9 protein-coding genes are annotated in these 17,821 nt (G+C 72.0%); 6 read left to right on the top strand and 3 right to left on the bottom strand.

Features of this window, described 5'->3' with window-relative positions:
• The first annotated feature begins 74 nt into the window (after positions 1-74).
• The 4 genes from ACLQ23_RS01430 to purE all read left to right on the top strand — a co-directional run bounded on the left by ACLQ23_RS01430 (position 75) and on the right by purE (position 6,456).
• Positions 75-2,555 (top strand): putative bifunctional diguanylate cyclase/phosphodiesterase, encoded by a 2,481-nt coding sequence (locus ACLQ23_RS01430; protein WP_425880335.1) that lies wholly within the window; start codon positions 75-77, stop codon positions 2,553-2,555.
• A gap of 47 nt (positions 2,556-2,602) precedes the next feature.
• On the top strand, positions 2,603-4,639 hold the full coding sequence (locus tag ACLQ23_RS01425) for a thioredoxin domain-containing protein (RefSeq protein ID WP_355596909.1): 2,037 nt from the start codon (positions 2,603-2,605) through the stop codon (positions 4,637-4,639).
• 132 nt (positions 4,640-4,771) lie between these two features.
• Positions 4,772-5,947: a 5-(carboxyamino)imidazole ribonucleotide synthase gene (locus ACLQ23_RS01420; RefSeq protein WP_425734721.1), complete on the top strand. Its 1,176-nt coding sequence runs from the start codon at positions 4,772-4,774 to the stop codon at positions 5,945-5,947.
• Between the two features lie 17 nt (positions 5,948-5,964).
• Complete coding sequence (gene purE, locus ACLQ23_RS01415; protein ID WP_425734770.1) at positions 5,965-6,456, top strand: 5-(carboxyamino)imidazole ribonucleotide mutase; 492 nt, start codon at positions 5,965-5,967, stop codon at positions 6,454-6,456.
• Between the two features lie 133 nt (positions 6,457-6,589).
• Here the strand turns inward: purE and ACLQ23_RS01410 are convergent, their stop codons facing one another.
• Positions 6,590-11,482, bottom strand: a complete 4,893-nt coding sequence (locus ACLQ23_RS01410; RefSeq protein ID WP_425880249.1) for an SCO7613 C-terminal domain-containing membrane protein — start codon at positions 11,480-11,482, stop codon at positions 6,590-6,592.
• 150 nt (positions 11,483-11,632) lie between these two features.
• The gene (locus ACLQ23_RS01405; protein WP_425880248.1) at positions 11,633-13,060 is read right to left on the bottom strand and encodes a UDP-glucose dehydrogenase family protein; all 1,428 of its coding nucleotides are present in this window, start codon (positions 13,058-13,060) and stop codon (positions 11,633-11,635) included.
• Positions 13,061-13,305: 245 nt separating this feature from the next.
• On the opposite strand from ACLQ23_RS01405, the gene ACLQ23_RS01400 reads away from it, so the two are divergent.
• Positions 13,306-14,469, top strand: coding sequence for an acyl-CoA dehydrogenase family protein (locus tag ACLQ23_RS01400; RefSeq protein WP_355596917.1), 1,164 nt, complete (start codon positions 13,306-13,308; stop codon positions 14,467-14,469).
• A 15-nt stretch (positions 14,470-14,484) separates the two neighbouring features.
• Here ACLQ23_RS01400 and ACLQ23_RS01395 read toward each other — a convergent pair whose 3' ends face one another.
• Positions 14,485-16,197, bottom strand: coding sequence for an ATP-binding protein (locus ACLQ23_RS01395; protein WP_425880247.1), 1,713 nt, complete (start codon positions 16,195-16,197; stop codon positions 14,485-14,487).
• A 275-nt stretch (positions 16,198-16,472) separates the two neighbouring features.
• Here ACLQ23_RS01395 and ACLQ23_RS01390 point away from each other — a divergent pair, with 275 nt between their 5' ends.
• Complete coding sequence (locus tag ACLQ23_RS01390) at positions 16,473-17,696, top strand: multidrug effflux MFS transporter (protein WP_425880334.1); 1,224 nt, start codon at positions 16,473-16,475, stop codon at positions 17,694-17,696.
• Positions 17,697-17,821: the final 125 nt, after the last annotated feature.

Below are 17,821 nucleotides of genomic sequence, written 5' to 3'. Positions count from 1 at the left end.
CGGCCGGCTGACGGGGATGGTCGATGACCTCCGGCCCGGCTGCCGACCGGTCCGACCGGCTCGGCGCGCGCGGCATGCCGGCCCGGGTGCTCGTGCTGACCGGCGCGGTGACGCTTACCGCCCTGGTATCCGCAATGGTCGGCTGGACCCTCCCGTTCCGGCTGCCGGCTGACGATCCTCTCGGTGGTCCGGCCCGCTTCGGCATCGCCGTGGCCATCCTCGCCGTCGCCCAGCTCGCCCGACTGCGGTTCCGCACGGGCGCGGGCATGGTCAGCATCACCTGGGGTGAGGCGGCGCTGATCGTCTGCCTCTACCTCACGCCGGCCGGCTGGCTGCCGTCGGCGACCCTGCTCGGTGCCGGACTGGCCTGGACGGCGCATTCGCTGTACGGCGACCGTCGTCCCCTGCTGGAGATCGTCCGTATCGCCGCGTCGCTCGCCGCCGCGTCGGCGCTGGCGGTGTCCGTCACGACGGCCCTGGGGGAGCCGTTGCTCGCCCCGCCGACACCGATGCTGGCGCTGGCCGTGATCGCCGGGTCGGTGACGTACCTGCTGGTGACCGCCTGGTTGGGTGGGGTGACACTGGGGCTGCGGCACGGGCTGCCGATCGGGCCGCCGCTGCTCGCCGCGCTGCGCGGCAAGCTGCTCATGTTCGTCGGCAACGTGGCTGTCGGCCTGGTGGTCGTCACGTTGCTGGAGCTGGACCCACGCTGGCTGCTGCTCCTGCCGCCACTGCTGTGGCTGCTGCACCAGACCTACCGCTACCGGCTGCGCGCCGACCAGGAACGCCGTACGTGGCGGGCCTTCGCCGAGGCCACCGCGGCCCTCAACCAGCTCGAGGAGCGGGGCGTGGCCAGCGCTGCGGTGAGCGGTGCGTTGACGCTGTTCAACGCCGAACTGGTCGACGTCGACGTGGCACGGGCCGACGGCAGGTGGCGGCGCTACCGGGGGGACGCCGGCGGCCAGTTGGTCGACCGGGAGGTGGGCCCACCGGACCAGTCGGAGCCCGACGAGCACGAGCTGATCCGCCCGCTGTCGGTGGGCGCTGCGCCGGTCGGCCGGTTGCGGGTCCGGTTCCCCCGTTCCGCCCCGCCCGCAGCCCGGGAGCGCGACGCCATCGCCGCGTTCGGCGACGCGCTCGCCGCCGCCCTGCACGACGCCGCAACCCACCGTGAGTTGCGACTGGTCACCGCCCGATCGTCGTACGAGGCGGTGCACGATCCGCTCACCGGGCTGGCCAACCGGACGGCGATGCTCAGCAAGGGCGACCAGTCGCTGCGGCAGCTCGCGCACGAGCACCCGGTGGCTCTGTTGCTGCTGGACATCAACCAGTTCAAGGAGGTCAACGACACCCTCGGACACGCGGCCGGCGACCAGTTGCTGCGGCTCACCGCCAACCGGCTCAGCGCGCTCGCCCGCCCCGGCGACCTGCTCGGCCGGCTCGGCGGCGACGAGTTCGCGCTGCTGCTCACCTCGGTGCCGGTGCTCGGCGACCGCGCCGCCCCGATGGCGTACGCGCTGCGGCAGGCACGGGAGATCGCCGAGCGGCTGGCCGCGCCGACCGAGGTGGCCGGGGTGCGGATGTCGATCGAGGTCTCCGTCGGGGTGGTCGTCGCCGACGCGGGCACCGCCGACCTGACCGAGCTGCTGCGCCGGGCCGACATCGCCATGTACCAGGCCAAGGAGGGCGGCGGCAGCGTCGCCGCGTACGACAGCACCCGGGACGCGGCAAGCACCGACCAGTTGGCGCTGCTCGCCGAGTTGCGGGAGGCGCTGGAGGTCGACGACCAACTGGTGCTGGCGTTGCAGCCGGCCGTCGACCTGGCCACCGGCGCGCCCACCGGGGTGGAGGCGTTGATCCGCTGGCAGCATCCCCGGCGGGGCTGGCTCAACCCGATCGACTTCATCCGCCCGGTGGAGAACAGCGAGCAGTTGGGCACGTTCACCCGGTACGTGCTGAACAAGGCGCTCGGCGTCGCCGCCGGCTGGGCCCGCGAAGGGCTCGACGTGCCGATCTCGGTGAACCTGTCGGCGCGTAGCCTGCTCGACCCGCGCCTGCCCGCGGAGATCGCCGAGGCGCTGCGCCGGCATCAGGTGCCGCCGCACCGGCTGGTCCTGGAGATCACCGAGACGGTGGTGATGAGCGAGCTGGAGGTCATCGACGAGGTGCTGTCCACGCTCCGGTCGATGGGCGTGCAGCTCGCTGTGGACGACTTCGGCACCGGCTTCTCGTCGTTGACCTTCCTCACCCGGATCGCCGTCGACGAGCTGAAGGTCGACCGCTCGTTCGTGATCCGGATGGCCGACTCACCGGAAGCGGCAGCGATCGTACGGACCACTGTGGGGCTCGCCCACGAGCTGGGGCTGCGGGTGGTCGCCGAGGGCGTGGAGACCGCCGAGCAGCGGCTGGCCCTGGCTGAGCTGGGCTGCACGTCCGCGCAGGGCTACCACTTCTTCAAGCCCATGCCGGCCGACAAGATCGGCGCGGTGCTCGGGTCGCTGCGCGACTCGGCCGAGTCGAACGTCTTCCGGCTCCGCGCCGACGGCGCCTCCTGACAGGTGACCGCCCGGCGCGGTCCGGCGTACCTGGTTATGGTCGTCGGGTGAACCGACTCGCCAACGCCACCAGCCCGTACCTGCTCCAGCACGCCGACAACCCGGTCGACTGGTGGCCGTGGTGCGACGAGGCGTTCGCCGAGGCCAAGCGGCGCGACGTACCGGTGCTCATCTCGGTGGGGTACGCGGCCTGCCACTGGTGTCACGTGATGGCGCACGAGTCGTTCGAGAACGAGCACGTCGGCGCCCTGCTGAACGACGACTTCGTGTCGATCAAGGTGGACCGCGAGGAGCGCCCCGACGTCGACGCCGTCTACATGACCGCCACCCAGGCGATGACAGGTCAGGGCGGCTGGCCGATGACAGTCTTCGCCACCCCAGACGGCACCCCGTTCTTCTGCGGCACCTACTTCCCGCGGGCCAACTTCGTCCGGCTGCTCCAGTCGGTCGCCACCGCGTGGCGCGACCAGCGCGCCGACGTGCTGCGCCAGGGCGCCGCCGTCGTCGAGGCGATCGGCGGCGCACAGGCAGTGGGTGGCCCCACCGCCCCGCTGGACGTCCCGCTGCTCGACGCCGCAGCCGCGAACCTGGCCGGTGAGTACGACGTGACGAACGGCGGTTTCGGGGGCGCCCCGAAGTTTCCGCCGCACATGAACCTGCTGTTCCTGCTGCGCCACCACCAGCGCACCGGCGACCCGCGCAGCCTGGAGATCGTCCGGCACACTGCCGAGGCGATGGCCCGGGGTGGCATCTACGACCAGTTGGCCGGTGGCTTCGCCCGCTACTCGGTGGACGCGCACTGGACGGTGCCGCACTTCGAGAAGATGCTCTACGACAACGCGCTGCTGCTGCGGGTCTACACGCAGGTCTGGCGGCTGACCGGTGACCCGCTGGCCCGTCGGATCGCCCGGGACACCGCCCGGTTCCTCGCCGACGAGCTGCACCGGCCGGGGGAGGGGTTCGCGTCCGCGCTGGACGCCGACACCGATGGCGTCGAAGGGCTCACGTACGCCTGGACGCCCGCGCAGCTCGTCGAGGTACTCGGCGAGGAGGACGGCCGGTGGGCCGCCGACCTGTTCGCCGTCACCGACGAGGGCACCTTCGAGCACGGCATGAGCGTGCTGCGGCTCGCCCGGGACGTCGACGACGCCGCACCCGAGGTCCGCGCCCGCTGGCAGCAGGTGGTGGGCCGGCTGCTCGCGGCCCGGGACACGCGTCCCCAGCCTGCTCGTGACGACAAGGTGGTGGCCGCGTGGAACGGTCTGGCGATCACCGCCATGGCCGAGTTCCAGCAGGTCGCTGCCCTGTACGCGTCGCCGCAGGACGAGGACGCCAACCTGATGGACGGCGTGACGATCGTCGCCGACGGCGCGATGCGTAACGCCGCCGAGCACCTGGCGAACGTGCACCTGGTGGACGGCCGTCTGCGCCGGGTCTCCCGCGACGGCAAGGTCGGTGAGCCGGCCGGCGTCCTGGAGGACTACGGCTGCGTGGCCGAGGCGTTCTGCGCGATGCACCAGCTCACCGGCGAGGGACGCTGGCTCACCCTGGCCGGCGGGCTGCTGGACACCGCGCTGGAGCACTTCGCCGCGTCCGGCGGCGCCTACTACGACACGGCCGACGACGCCGAGCAGCTCGTCGCCCGGCCGGCCGACCCGACCGACAACGCCACCCCGTCGGGCCGGTCCGCGCTGGTGGCCGGGCTCGTGGCGTACGCCGCGCTGACCGGCCAGACGCGCTACCGGGAGGCCGCCGAGGCGGCGCTCGCCACCGTGGCGCCGATCGTCGGGCGGCACGCCCGGTTCACCGGGTACGCGGCAACTGTCGGTGAGGCGCTGCTGTCCGGGCCGTACGAGATCGCCGTGGTGACCGGCGACCCGGCCGGCGATCCGCTGGTGGCGGCGGCCCACCGGCACGCCCCGCCCGGAGCGGTGGTGGTCGCCGGAGCTCCGGACCAGCCGGGGGTCCCACTGCTCGCCGACCGGCCGTTCGTCGACGGGCGGTCCGCGGCGTACGTCTGCCGGGGTTTCGTCTGCCAACGGCCGGTGACCTCCGTCGAGGAGCTGGTCGCCCAGCTCGGCTGAACACACCGCATCCGACGTAGCACCCGGTAGTCGCCCGCGACCGGGGCACGGTGGTGGCCGGCGTCTTGCGGAATCGGCCGGCGCCGGCCCTCCGGGCGACCGCACCGACCACCCGGATAGGCTGGCCGCGCTATGGATTCCCGTACCGGTCTCCCCGTTGTCGGCATGGTGGGTGGCGGCCAGTTGGCCCGGATGACCCACCAGGCCGCGATCGCCCTCGGTCAGTCACTGCGTGTGCTCGCTGCCAGTCCCGAGGACGGCGCGGCACTTGTCGCCGCCGACGTCCAGTACGGCGAGCACACCGACCTCGCCGCCCTGCGTACCTTCGCCAAGGGTTGCGACGTGGTCACCTTCGACCACGAGCACGTGCCCTCCGCGCACATCCGCGCGCTGGCTGCGGAGGGCGTGGCGGTGTACCCGCCTGCCGACGCGCTGCTGCACGCCCAGGACAAGCAGGTGATGCGGGAACGCCTCACCGAGTTGGGCGCGCCCAACCCCCGGTGGCGGCCGGTCGGTGAGCCCGCTGACCTCGTCGACTTCGGCGAGCAGGTCGGCTGGCCGGTGGTGCTCAAGGCGGCCCGGGGTGGCTACGACGGCCGGGGCGTCTGGATGGTCGACGACGCCGCCCAGGCCACCGAGCTGGCGACCACGCTGCTCGCTGGCGGCACCCCGCTGATCGTCGAGGAGCGGGTGCCGCTGCGCCGGGAGCTGGCAGTGCAGGTGGCACGGTCGCCGTTCGGCCAGGTGGCCGCGTACCCGGTGGTCGAGACGGTTCAGCGGGACGGTATCAACGTGGAGGTGCTGGCCCCGGCGCCCGGCCTGGACGAGGATCTGGCTGTCGCCGCCCAGCAGCTCGCCATCGACCTGGCCACCGCGCTCGGCGTGGTCGGCCTGCTCGCCGTCGAACTCTTCGAGGTACGCGACGAGGCCGGTCGGCCCGCGATCGTGGTCAACGAGCTGGCGATGCGGCCCCACAACTCGGGGCACTGGACCATCGAGGGCGCCCGGACCTCCCAGTTCGAGCAGCACCTGCGGGCCGTGCTGGACTACCCGATGGGCGACACCGCGCTGACCGCGCCGGTGGTGGTGATGGCGAACGTCCTCGGTGGCGAGCCGGGCGGAATGTCGATCGACGAGCGGCTGCACCACCTCTTCGCCGCCGAGCCGGGCGCGAAGGTGCACCTCTACGGCAAGCAGGTGCGACCCGGCCGCAAGATCGGGCACGTCACGGTGCTCGGTGACGACCTGGACGACGTACGGGCGCGGGCTGTTCGGGCCGCCCGTTGGCTGCGTGAGGGGCGCGAGTGAGCGAGAAGGGGGCCGAGGTGCCAACCGTCGGTTTGATCATGGGCAGTGACTCGGACTGGCCGACAATGCGGGCCGCCTCCGAGGTGCTGGACGACTTCGGCGTGTCGTACGAGGTCCGGGTGATCTCGGCGCACCGGACCCCGGTCGCGATGATCGAGTACGGCCAGGACGCCGCCGACCGGGGCCTCAAGGTGATCATCGCGGGTGCGGGTGGCGCCGCCGCGCTGCCGGGCATGGTGGCCTCGGTGACGCCGCTGCCGGTGATCGGGGTGCCGGTGCCGCTCAAGCACCTCGACGGGATGGATTCGCTGCTGTCCATTGTGCAGATGCCGGCGGGCATCCCGGTCGCCACAGTGTCGATCGGCAACGCCCGCAACGCCGGCCTGCTAGCCGTACGAATCCTCGGTGCCAGCGACGAGCCCCTGCGCGCCCGAATGACGACCTACCAGCAGAACCTGGACAAGCTCATCAAAACCAAGGACGCCGCCCTCCAGGCAACCCTGCGGTAGTCCACGCGAGCCTCGACCTCACCCGGGTCGATCATGCAGTTGTGGTGCCCGAAAAGGGGTGCTTGGGGTCCTTTGTCCACCACCACAACTCCATGATCGACGCAGCCGGACTCACGCCGCTTGTTCCTCAGATTCATCTCATGCCGCGTAGTGCGGTCTGTAGGCGTTCCTGGGCTCGGCGGCGGCGCTCGTTGCTGGCGCCGAGGATGAGCAGCAGGATGCCCACGGGGATCAGCGCCAGCCACGGGCCGAGGCTGACAAGCGCGTGGATCGCCGCGATCGCGGTGACCGACGCGCCGACGATCACCGGTGCCTGCTGACGGCTGGACGAGCCGAAGATCAGCACCGCGACCGCACCGAGCAGCAGCAGCATCTGCCGAAGCGTGCTGGATTCGGTGGCCAGGACGATGGCAAGTGTGGGCACGAACGCGGCGACCAGCGCCGGCCCGTACGCCACCCAGCTGCTCATGTCCGGCCGGTGGCGCAGCTCCAGCACCCCGACCAGCAGGGCCAGCAGGGCGAACGGAAGCGTGTACGCCTCGGGCAGCGCCACGTCGGCTACGCGCATCAGGATCCACCAGGCGGTGATCTCGCAGAACACCACAGCCCAGAAGAGGATGCGGCGCTCCACCGGCCGGCGACCGGGGCGGGTTGCCGCCACGCCGAGGACGGCGCCCCACGCGGCAAGGAGGGCGGCGATGTGGCGGGGCGAGTCGAAGGCGAGGGCCAGGGCGATGAGCGCCGCCGCGTACCCGCTCCATTCGACAGTTGACGCTTCGCGCTGCGCCTCGGGTCGGCGCAGCCGTGGCAGGGTCGCGGCGAGCACCTGGAGGACCGCGCCGACGGCAAGCACACCGAACGCAGACCAGACCGCGGCCAGCCCGGCGACCAGACCGGCGGTGAGCACGAACAGCTGCGCCATCAGCGATGCGAAGAGCCAGCCGAGGATGCGCGCCCGCTGCGTGACGCCGAACAGCGCCGCCACCGCGCCAACACCGACGGCGCTTCCGAGGGTGAACAGGGTCAGCTGCCGGTCCGCCAGGCTGCCGGCGAGGCCGGCGCTGCCGCCAGCCAGACCGATGACGAACACAAGCACCCGGGCCAGCCGCAGCGACCGGGCCCGCTCGACGAGCGCCGGCGGTGGGGTAAGCGCGAGGCCGAGCATCGCGATGGTGAAGACGGAGAGCGCGCCGATGGTGCTCGCGGGCCAGCCCCGGCCGAGCGCGAGGGGCGCGATCAGCAGTGTGACGGCCGCGCCGGGCAGCACCACAGGCACGGCGCGGGACCGCCGTCCGCCGCTGAACCCGGTGGCGGCCAGCGCGGCGGTCGCGGTGAGCAGCAGCGCGGTCAGTACGTGGGTCGGGTTGACCACGTCCGCCGGTGGGGTGAGCAGCTCCGGCGGCGGGCCCTGCCAGATGCGGCTCAGCGTGCGGTGCGGCTCGACAAGGGCGGTCACCAGGGCAGGTGTGATCGAGGCGAGGGCCAACGCCGTGGGTAGGGCGGCTGCGGCGAGGGCACCGGCGGACGGGCTGACCCGCCACCGCCGCCGGTCCGGGTCGTCCGGCAGCCGGCGTAGCGCGCCGTCGAGGAGCACCGCCCACCGTCGGACCGGCTGGGCCGAGCTGGTGGGCGGCGCGGTCGCCGCACGTACCAGTTCGGCGAGGACGCCCAGCAGGGCGGCGGCGGCCGCGTAGACCCCGGCGGGCAGGCCGGTGGGGATGGCGGCGAGGGCGCTGATGGTGGCTCCGCCGACCACTGCCACGCTGACCCAGGGCAGGTACTGAGGCACGTGCCGGCGCACCGCGGCCACGGCCGCGAGGCCGAGGCTGGACGCCGCCAGTGCGGCGGTCAGCACCACCTGCGGCGAGTGCTCGAACTCGACGGCCAGCGCCGCGACCGCACCGGGCAGGGCCAGCAACGCGGCACCGGCGGCCGCTCCACCGATCTGGGCCAGGTGCGGCGGCATCCCCTCGGTCTCCAGGTCGGTCACCTGAGGGCCGGCCAGCACGCGGGCCACCGCGGCCACGACCACGCCGATGAGCGCGATGCTGCCCAGCGCTAACGCTGTGGTCCAGGGGCGGACCAGGCCGGCGCCTGCGGCGTGCAGCGCCACCACCCCGGCGACGGTGGCCCGGGACAGCCCGGCGCGGGCCTCCTCGGTGGCCACCGAGGCCATCCCGAAGACGGTGGCCACCATCCCGCCGACCAGCACCGGCGACCACCAGGGCAGCTCGAACGCGGCCGGCGCGCCGATAGTGGCGAGCACCACTGCGGCACCGGACACGTCCCACCGCCACGGCGGCGGCAGCAGGATGCCGGCGGTGACGGCAAGCAGCAGCAGCGCGATCGGGGCCTGCCAGGTCGAGCCGCCGGTCGGCGAGGCCGGCCAGTTGCTCAGGTCGCCGTCCCAGATCGGGCCGGGTGTGGCCAGCACCCCCACCCCGCCGCGCAGGGCCATCCAACCGGCGAGCACACCGATGAGTACGCCGCCGACGGTGATGCCGAGGGTCGGCCCGCGCCGCCATTCCTCGGGCATGGCACGGGCGCCGACGGCGACCACCAGCACGAGGGCGGCGGCCACGGCGAGTTGCCCGCCGGGGGCGATGACCGCGCCGATGCGCACCATCGTGGCGATCAGCGCGGTGGTGACCGCCGCGGCGGCCAGGTCGGAGCCGTCAAGTGTGAGGTCGGAGCGGCGGCCGGCGTCGATCGAGGGTGCCAGGTAGAGCAGCACCGCCGCGACAAGCAGGAGCGCGCCGACCCAGGCGTCGGCGACGGTCGCCCCTGGGGCGCCGAAGGCGGCGGCGGTGACCACGAGTGCGCCCAGCCCCGTGCCGACCGACAGGGGTGCCGGGATGCGCCGCTGGGAGACCTGCACCATGGCCGCGTACCCGAGGGTCACGCAGACCGCCAGGAAGCTCGCCGCCAGCACCGGCACCGTCACCTCGCGGAGGCTGGCCGGGGTGGGGGTCGGGTCGACGGTCGCTGTTGCGGCCACGAACGCCGCCACCGCGCCGGGCAGGGCGAAGGCGGCGCCGCCGGAGGCCCAGTCCGTGACCGTGTCGGCGGCTGCGGACGCGATCCGTACCCGGGGGGCCAGCGCGACCAGCGCGGCTGCCGCGAAGATGGTGAGCAGGACGGCGGCCGTGAGCCCCGGCCGGGACAGGCCGGCACCGACGCCGAACATGCCCACCACGGCAGCGGCGACGGAATGCGCCAGCGCGGCCCGGGTGGTCCGCGCCGAGAGGCCGGTCACGCCGACGCCGATCGCGGTGAGCACCATCGGCCAGGGCGCCGACACCCAGCCGAGACCGAACGAGGCCGGTACGGCGAGCGCGGTGAGCGCGGCTCCCGCCACGGCGAACTCGCGGCGGATGTCAGCTGGCAGGGCGAGCACCGCGGCGATGGTGAGCAGGAACGCGGCGGCGGCGAGCTGCCACGTGTTCGGGCCGACAGCGGCGGCCAGTTCGGCGGCGTACCCGTCGAGGTCGGCGCCCCACGCGGGCAGCGCCGCGCGTACCGTTGCGACGCCGGCACGCAGCGCGCCACCGGCGACCACCAACCCGCTGACGGTGAGCGCCACCGCCGAGGCGATCTGCGGTCCGCGTCGGGCGGCCTCGGGGACCGCGCGTACCGCCAGGCCGGTCGCCGTGATGACGGCGGCGATCAGTAGCAGCGACTGGCCGGGCAGGGCCACGGAGGCGATCCGGCCGAAGGCACCGATCACGGCAAGGGTGAGGATGCCGGCCCCGACGTCGGGCAGCGGTGGGCGGCGCAGCACCAGCGCGCCGGCCAACCCGACCGCTGCGGCCAGTAGCAGCACCAGCCCGGCGCTTGTCGCCGTGGGCACGGTCTGTGCCCGCAGCAGGGCGGTGACGGCGTACGCCAGGGCGACGGCGACCGCCACCGCGTGCAGCGACCAGGTCAGCTCGCGGACCCCGGGCACCGGACGGGCCGGCGGCTGGGCGGTCCCCACGCCGGCGTCGATCACCTCGCCGGCCTCTTCCGGGGCGCCCTCCGGCCTGCCCTCGGCGTCACGCTGCCGGGGCGCAGCGGGCGTGCTCGCCTCCGGCAGGTCCTGCCGGACGGGGCGTTCCACCATCAGCCCGGAGCGGACCAGCCAGAGGTTGAGGAGGGCGACCACTGTCAGCACCAGCGCCCAGCCACCCGGCCCGGTGATGCGGTCGAACGTGAGCAGCGGCAGCACCGGTTGTGCGGCGAGTACGGCAGCGAAGCGGGGTGCGCGCAGACCTGTCCACGTGGCGTACCCGACCGACACGGCGACGGTCCCCGCGAAGATCAGGCCAGCGAAGATCGCACCGGAGGTGCCGCCGTCGCCGATCCGGTCGACGGCCCAGAGGGCGTACCCGGCGAGCGGCACGAGCAGCAGACCCACAGCGGCGATCGTCTCGGCCGTCGAGGTGAGGCCGCGCCGGGCCAGCACCGGTGGGGCGAGCAGCATCAGCACTGTGGCGATGAGCAGGACACCGAGGCGGGCCAGGGCGTCCATCGAGCTGGTCGCCACCGCGGCGAAGACCACGGCGGCCACGCCGAGCAGCAGCGCACCCAGGCCGAGGGGGATGTTCTGCACCTCCCGGGAGGAGGCCTCCGGGGGGTGCTCCGGGTCGTCGGCGTCCAGCCAGGACGGCGGTGGCGGCGGTGGTGGTGGGTCCTCCGGAGCTGTCGGCGTGCCCTGGCGGGGCACCCGGGGCGGGGCGCCGGTGGTGGCCGTCGGTGGGCGGCGACCGGGACGGCGGCGCAGCACCCGCCGGGGGCGGGTCGCCTGCTTGAGGCGTTCCTCCCCGGCGTGGGCGAGGATGTCCCGTTGGAAGAGCGCTGCCTGCATCTTGGCGGCGATCTGCCGCTGCTCGCGGGCGATGGCGGCGTCGCGCGCCTTCATCTCCGCTATCGAACGCTCGACGTTTGCCAGATGCTCGACCCACTGCGGCTGGTCAGACCCGCAGTGCGGACAGCGGACGGCCGGCTTGATCTCCCGGCCGCACGAGGAGCATTGAAAGGTCGCCACGACACCCCTCCACCCGCACTGTGGACTCCCACTGTCGCAGCATGCCCAATGCCGGCGTGGATTTCGACTCTTGTCGGCGGGTCCGGGGCAAACAACATCACCGGCCGGCCGCCAGTGGTGCTCCGCGGCCGGCCGGTGGGTGGAGAAACGTCAGGGGCGGCCCATGCCCCGGTACTCCCAGCCGGCCTGCGTCCACAGTGCCGAGTCGAGGCAGTTGCGCCCGTCGACGACCTTGCGGCCGGCGACCAGTTCGCCCAGGGCGACCGGGTCGGCGTTGCGGAAGTCCGCCCACTCGGTGAGGACGCAGACCAGGTCGGCGCCGGTGACCGCCTCGTTGATGCCGGCCTCGTAGGTCAGCTCGGGAACCGCGCGGCGGGCGTTCTCGGTGCCCTGCGGGTCGTACACGTGCACGTCGGCGCCGGCCTTGTGCAGCAGCGCGGCGACAGCGAGCGCCGGGGCGTCGCGGACGTCGTCGGTGTTGGGTTTGAATGTGGCTCCCAGCACGGCGATCCGGGTGCCGGAGAAGTCCGGGCCGGCCGGGCCGGAGCGGCGGCCCAGCAGGTCCGCCGCGAGCTGGAGCACCCGGGCCCGGCGGCGCAGGTTGATCAGGTCGACCTCGTGCAGGAAGCGCAGGGCCTCACCGGCACCCAACTCCTGCGCGCGGGCCTGGAAGGCGCGGATGTCCTTGGGCAGGCAGGCGCCGCCAAAGCCGAGGCCCGACTGGAGGAACCGGTTGCCGATGCGGGGGTCGTACCCGATCGCCCGGGCCAGTTGGGTCACGTCCCCGCCGGAGGCCTCGCAGACCTCGGCCATCGCGTTGATGAAGGAGATCTTGGTGGCGAGGAAGGCGTTCGCCGCGACCTTCACCAGCTCGGCGGTCGCGAAGTCGGTTACCACCAGGGGCACCTCGCGGTCCTCGGTGGCGGCCAGGTCGAAGACGCCCTTGTGCGCGGCGTAGAGCATGCCGTTTGCCCACTCGCTCTTGACGCCGACCACGATCCGGTTGGGGCGGAGCACGTCGTCGACGGCGAAGCCCTCCTGGAGGAACTCGGGGCTCCACGCCACCTCGACACCCAGGTTGTCGGGGGTGTGCTTGCCGACGAGCTGCTCCACCCACTCGGCGGTGCCCACCGGCACGGTGGACTTGCCGACGATGAGCGCCTTGCGGGTCAGGTGCTGCGCCAGGCTTGTCACCGACGCCTCGACGTACGACAGGTCGGCGCCCATCCCGTCGGCCCGCTGCGGGGTGCCGACGCAGATGAAGTGCACGTCGCCGAACTCGGCGGTCTCGGCGATGTCGGTGCTGAACCGGAGCCGGCCGGCGGCCAGGTTGCGCTTGAGCAGCTCGTCCAGGCCGGGCTCGTGGATGGGAACCTGGCCAGCGTTCAGCATCGCGATCTTGTCGGTGTCGACGTCGAAACCGAGCACCTCGTACCCGAGCTCCGCGTAGCAGATGGCGTACGTCGCACCGAGGTAGCCGGTCCCCAGGAAGGTCACCCGCGGCCGAGGTGCGCCCGACGGCGGGGTCACCGCGGCGATAGCGGGGCTCGGCTGGATGGTGGGGTAGGGGATCGTCACGCCTGTCTTCTCCGCTCGCACTGGCGGCGCTCGTCGCGTCGCATTCTGCTGCGGCGCCTGGCGGGCACCGGAGGTATGACTCTGTTTGTGTCCATCATTGCCCAGCGGCGTGGGTGCTCCGTCATGCCCTGTACCTACGCGCCGGTAACATCACCTGAACTGCAGTCGCTATCCTTCAGTCTGCGCGGTTGGCGGTCAGGGAAGGCCACAGACTGCGCATGATAGCGGTGAAGGGGAGGGCCGACATGGCCGCAGGGGAGTCGTTCGACGTATACCGGTTGCCCGATGAGCACGAGGCGATCCGGGAGGCGGTCCGTGAGGTCTGCGCCGCAAAGGTAGCTCCGCACGCCGCGGAGGCGGACGAGACCGGGGAGTTCCCGAAGGCGTCCTACGACGCGCTGCGGGCCGCCGACTTCCACGCGCCGCACATCCCGGAGGAGTACGGCGGAGCGGGCGCGGATGCCCTGGCCACCGCGATCGTGATCGAAGAGGTGGCCCGCGCCTGCGCGTCCTCCTCGCTCATCCCGGCGGTCAACAAGCTCGGCACGATGCCGCTGCTGCTGTCCGGTTCCGAGGACCTCAAGCGCCGCTACCTGACCCCTGTCGCGTCCGGCGACGCGATGTTCTCGTACTGCCTCTCCGAGCCGGAGGCGGGCAGCGACGCGGCATCGATGACGACCCGCGCGGTGCGTGACGGGGATCACTGGGTGCTCAACGGCGTCAAGCGCTGGATCACCAACGCCGGCGTGTCCGAGTTCTACACAGTCTTCGCCGTCACCGACCCGGCAGCCCGTTCCCGGGGCATCTCGGCCTTCGTTGTCGAAAAGTCCGACGCCGGGGTGACCTTCGGCGCGCCGGAGAAGAAGCTCGGCATCAAGGGCTCGCCCACCCGCGAGGTCTACCTGGACAACGTGCGGATCCCCGCCGACCGGATGATCGGCGCCGAGGGCACCGGCTTCGCCACCGCCATGAAGACCCTGGACCACACCCGGGTCACCATCGCCGCACAGGCCGTCGGAATCGCGCAGGGCGCGCTCGACTACGCCAAGGGGTACGTGGCCGAGCGCCGGCAGTTCGGCAAGGCGATCGCCGAGTTCCAGGGCATCCAGTTCATGCTCGCCGACATGGGCATGAAGCTGGAGGCGGCCCGGCAGTTGACGTACGCCGCGGCGGGCCGGTCCGAGCGGGGCGACGCCGACCTGACCTACTTCGGCGCGGCGGCCAAGTGCTTCGCCTCCGACGCCGCCATGGAGATCACCACCGACGCGGTGCAGTTGCTCGGCGGCTACGGCTACACCCGCGACTACCCGGTCGAGCGGATGATGCGGGACGCCAAGATCACCCAGATCTACGAGGGCACCAACCAGGTCCAGCGCATCGTCATGGCGAGGCAGTTGCTCAACGGCTGAGAAGCCGGGCTCGGCTCAATAGCTGGGCGTGGAGGCAACCCACCGGTACCGGCGCTTGGGGCTTCGTGCTGCTCCGATGGCAATGACGGTGTCGGCCTCGACCAGTGCGCGTAGATGGTTGAGGACGGCAGTACGGGACAGTCCGGTGAGTTCGGCGAGCTCACCGGCTGTCGCTTCTCCCCGGCTTTTGAGCGCCTCGCTGACGTCCGGCAGGAGGTTGGTGAAGAGGTCGGGTTCCTTGCTCCGGCCCGAGGCTGCGGGATCGAGTACGTACTGCGCGTAGCGCCGCCCGCCCTCCTTGACGGCCAGCCCTCGGGCGACGAGATCCCGCAAGACCTGGCCGGCGGTGATGCGGTCCACGCCCCATTGCCGCAGCATTTCGTTGGTCAGGTAGTTCTCGCGCAGCATTGCTAAAGCGATCTCATGCGCGGGTGTGGGCAAGTGTGCCCGCAGCCCGGCGATCCAGTGGCGTACCTCAGGGCTGAGGAGTTTGGAACGGGCCATGGTGACCACAAAACTGGAGATGGAACTCCGGAATTGTGGCCGTGGCAGGCCCCGGCGCCGCGCTACGGCGAGCATCGCGGGGATGCCCGAAGACCTGTTTTCGGCGACGAGTTCGTTCGAAGACGGGAGGTAGGTGTCTGCGAGAAGGCTAGCCAGTATTGCATTGCGCGACGACGAGATGCCTTCCTCGCCGAGTTCGTCCACGATCACGCCTCCGTAAAGGCCGCCTGGGCTGCGAACGACGAGGCGGTCGGTGAATAGCTCAACCTGCACCTGGGTGCCTCTTGTCACAGGGCTGTAGTCGCGGTGCAGCAGAGCGTTGACGACCGCCTCGCGGACGGCCTCGAGCGGGTACTCGACCTCGTCCATCCGTCCGCCGTGATCGGTGATGACTGCGCGGACTGCGAGGCTGCGACGGAGTACACCGAGGGTGGTCTCGACCATTTCGGGGATGGAACCCCGGACCGTCTGGTTGTCGAGGAACCTGGTGCCGGAGGCCGGGTCCGGGCCGTGCACGACTACCGAGACCATCAGCTGAGGGAAGTGCTGCTGCGGGAATTGCCCATAGGCAAGGAGCCCGGCGAGCGTCAGCGGGGCATCGGTTGCGGGTCCGGCCGTGATGCCGAGTCGGTAGCGGACCGTGGCGTCGTCGGACCGCGCGAGTTTGGGGTACCCGGTCCGTATCCTCCGCAGCGTTCGGCGTACGGCCTCGTCGTCCAGGTCGTCCGCCGATGTCCCGTCAACGGGTTCGCGGTCGTATACAGGTTGGGTCCGGGCGGCCGTGACCATCGCGATTTCTGCCTGGGTCATGTGACGGTCGCCGTCGCCCCCGCGTAGGTACGATCCCCCGGAAATACCTTGTGCGGTGACGTAGACCGGACGCTGGTCGGCTGGCGCGGGCGGCACCTCCGCCACCACCAGTCGGTTGCCCTCGACCTCGATGATCTCGGTGCTGATCCGTAGCGGAGGTGTGAGGTCGTCGCGCGACATCTGTACCAGAGCGTTCCGCAGCGCCGTGGGGTCCGTCAGCTCGATAACGCTGAATCCACGTTCTTCGTCGACGCCGAGCAAAACCGTCCCGCCGTCGGTGTTCGCGAAGGCGGAGAGCGTCTCGCGAAGAGATTTCGGCAGTCCTTCGGCGGCCCGCTTTGCTTCGACACCTGACGGCTCACCGCCTATCCGGCGCAAGGTGGCGAGAATCTCGATCACATCGTCAGCAATCACAGATTGATGACATCACCCATCTTCGCACTTGGCAAGTAGGCGTGCGAAGTAGGTGTTAAGTCTGTGTGTACGTGAGTCCTCACACAGTGGCGATGCCGTACGGGGCTGGGACGTTGACCGAGAGAGAGAATCACCGGACCGGCCCCCCACCACCACCTGCTCGCTGCCCAACGTCGGGCACGACCCGCGACGTACCTGGACCCCGCAGAAAGATCGAGATCATGAAGCAGTTGGTGGAGAAAACCGCCGAGCCCGAGGTGCTGCCGGGTGACCTGATGACCAACCGCCAGCGCGCGCAGCTCGTCCTGGTGCTCGGCGCGTTGATCGCGATCGGCCCGCTGACCATCGACATGTACCTGCCGGCGCTGCCCGCCATCACGTCCGGCCTGGAGACCACCGAGACCGCCGTCCAGTTGACGCTTACCGGCACGCTTGTCGGCCTCGCGCTGGGCCAGTTGCTGCTCGGGCCGCTCTCGGACGCGATCGGCCGGCGCAAGCCCCTGCTGGCCGGGTTGGCCGTGCACATCGTGGCCTCCGTGCTGTGCGTGTTCGCCCCCGACATCGCCGTGCTCGGCGTGCTGCGCGTCCTGCAGGGGCTCGGCGTCGCCGCCTCCGCCGTGGTCGCCACGGCCATCGTGCGCGACCTGTTCAGCGGCTCCGCCTTCGCCCGGATCTTCTCCCGGCTGATGCTGGTGATGGGAATGGCGCCGATCCTCGCGCCGACGCTTGGCAGCGCCCTGCTGAGCCGGACCGACTGGCGGGGCGTCTTCGCGGCGCTGGCGGTGCTCGGCGTGCTGCTGATCGTCATCGCCGCGCTGCGGCTGCCGGAGACCCTTCCCGCGGCCCGTCGCCGTCACGGCGGCGTGGCAGCGACCCTCCGCGACTACCGAGGGCTGCTCAACGACCGGGCCTTCGTCGGTCTGGTGCTGGTCGCGGGGCTGGCGATGGCCGCCCTGTTCGCGTACGTCTCGGGGTCGTCGTTCGTGTTGCAGCAGCAGTACGGCCTCGACGAGCAGGAGTTCGGGCTGGCCTTCGGCGCGGGCGCGGTGGGCCTGATCGCGGCCACCCAGTTCAACGTACGGCTGCTGCGCCGGTTCACGCCGCAGCAGATCCTCATCAGCGCCCTGATCGCCGGAACGGCGTTCGGCGTACTGCTGATCGTGGTCGCCGCGACAGGCTTCGGTGGCCTGGGCGCCCTGCTCGTGATCCTGTGGCTGGTGCTGGCCGCCACGGGCCTGGCCATGCCCAACGCGCCCGCGCTGGCGATGAACCGGCACAGCGAGGCCGCCGGGACCGCCGCGGCGCTGCTCGGTGCCGTGCAGTTCGGCATCGGCGCGTTCTCGGCGCCCCTGGCTGGCCTGTTCGGCACCGGAGCCGTACCGATGGCGATCGTCATCGCGGGCGGTATGGCTGCGGCGCTGGCGGTCATGCTCCTGGTCGTGCCCCGCGCCGTTCTCAGCGACACCATCGACCCGGACCTGGCCGTCGGCCTGCACTGACGGCGCCCCAGCGGGTTGGTCGGGGGGGGGGGGTTTACGGGCCCCCCCGCCAAAAACGGGTAAAGGTGGTGTGAAAGGGGGGGGGGTGTGGGGGCGGGGGGGGCGACCACCGCGACAAGCCCCCC

This window comes from Micromonospora sp. DT41, from assembly GCF_049841715.1.
GTDB classification, from domain to species: domain Bacteria; phylum Actinomycetota; class Actinomycetes; order Mycobacteriales; family Micromonosporaceae; genus Micromonospora; species Micromonospora profundi.
The sequence above is the reverse complement of the archived record's forward strand: the minus strand, read 5'-3'. Positions and strand labels throughout refer to the sequence as shown.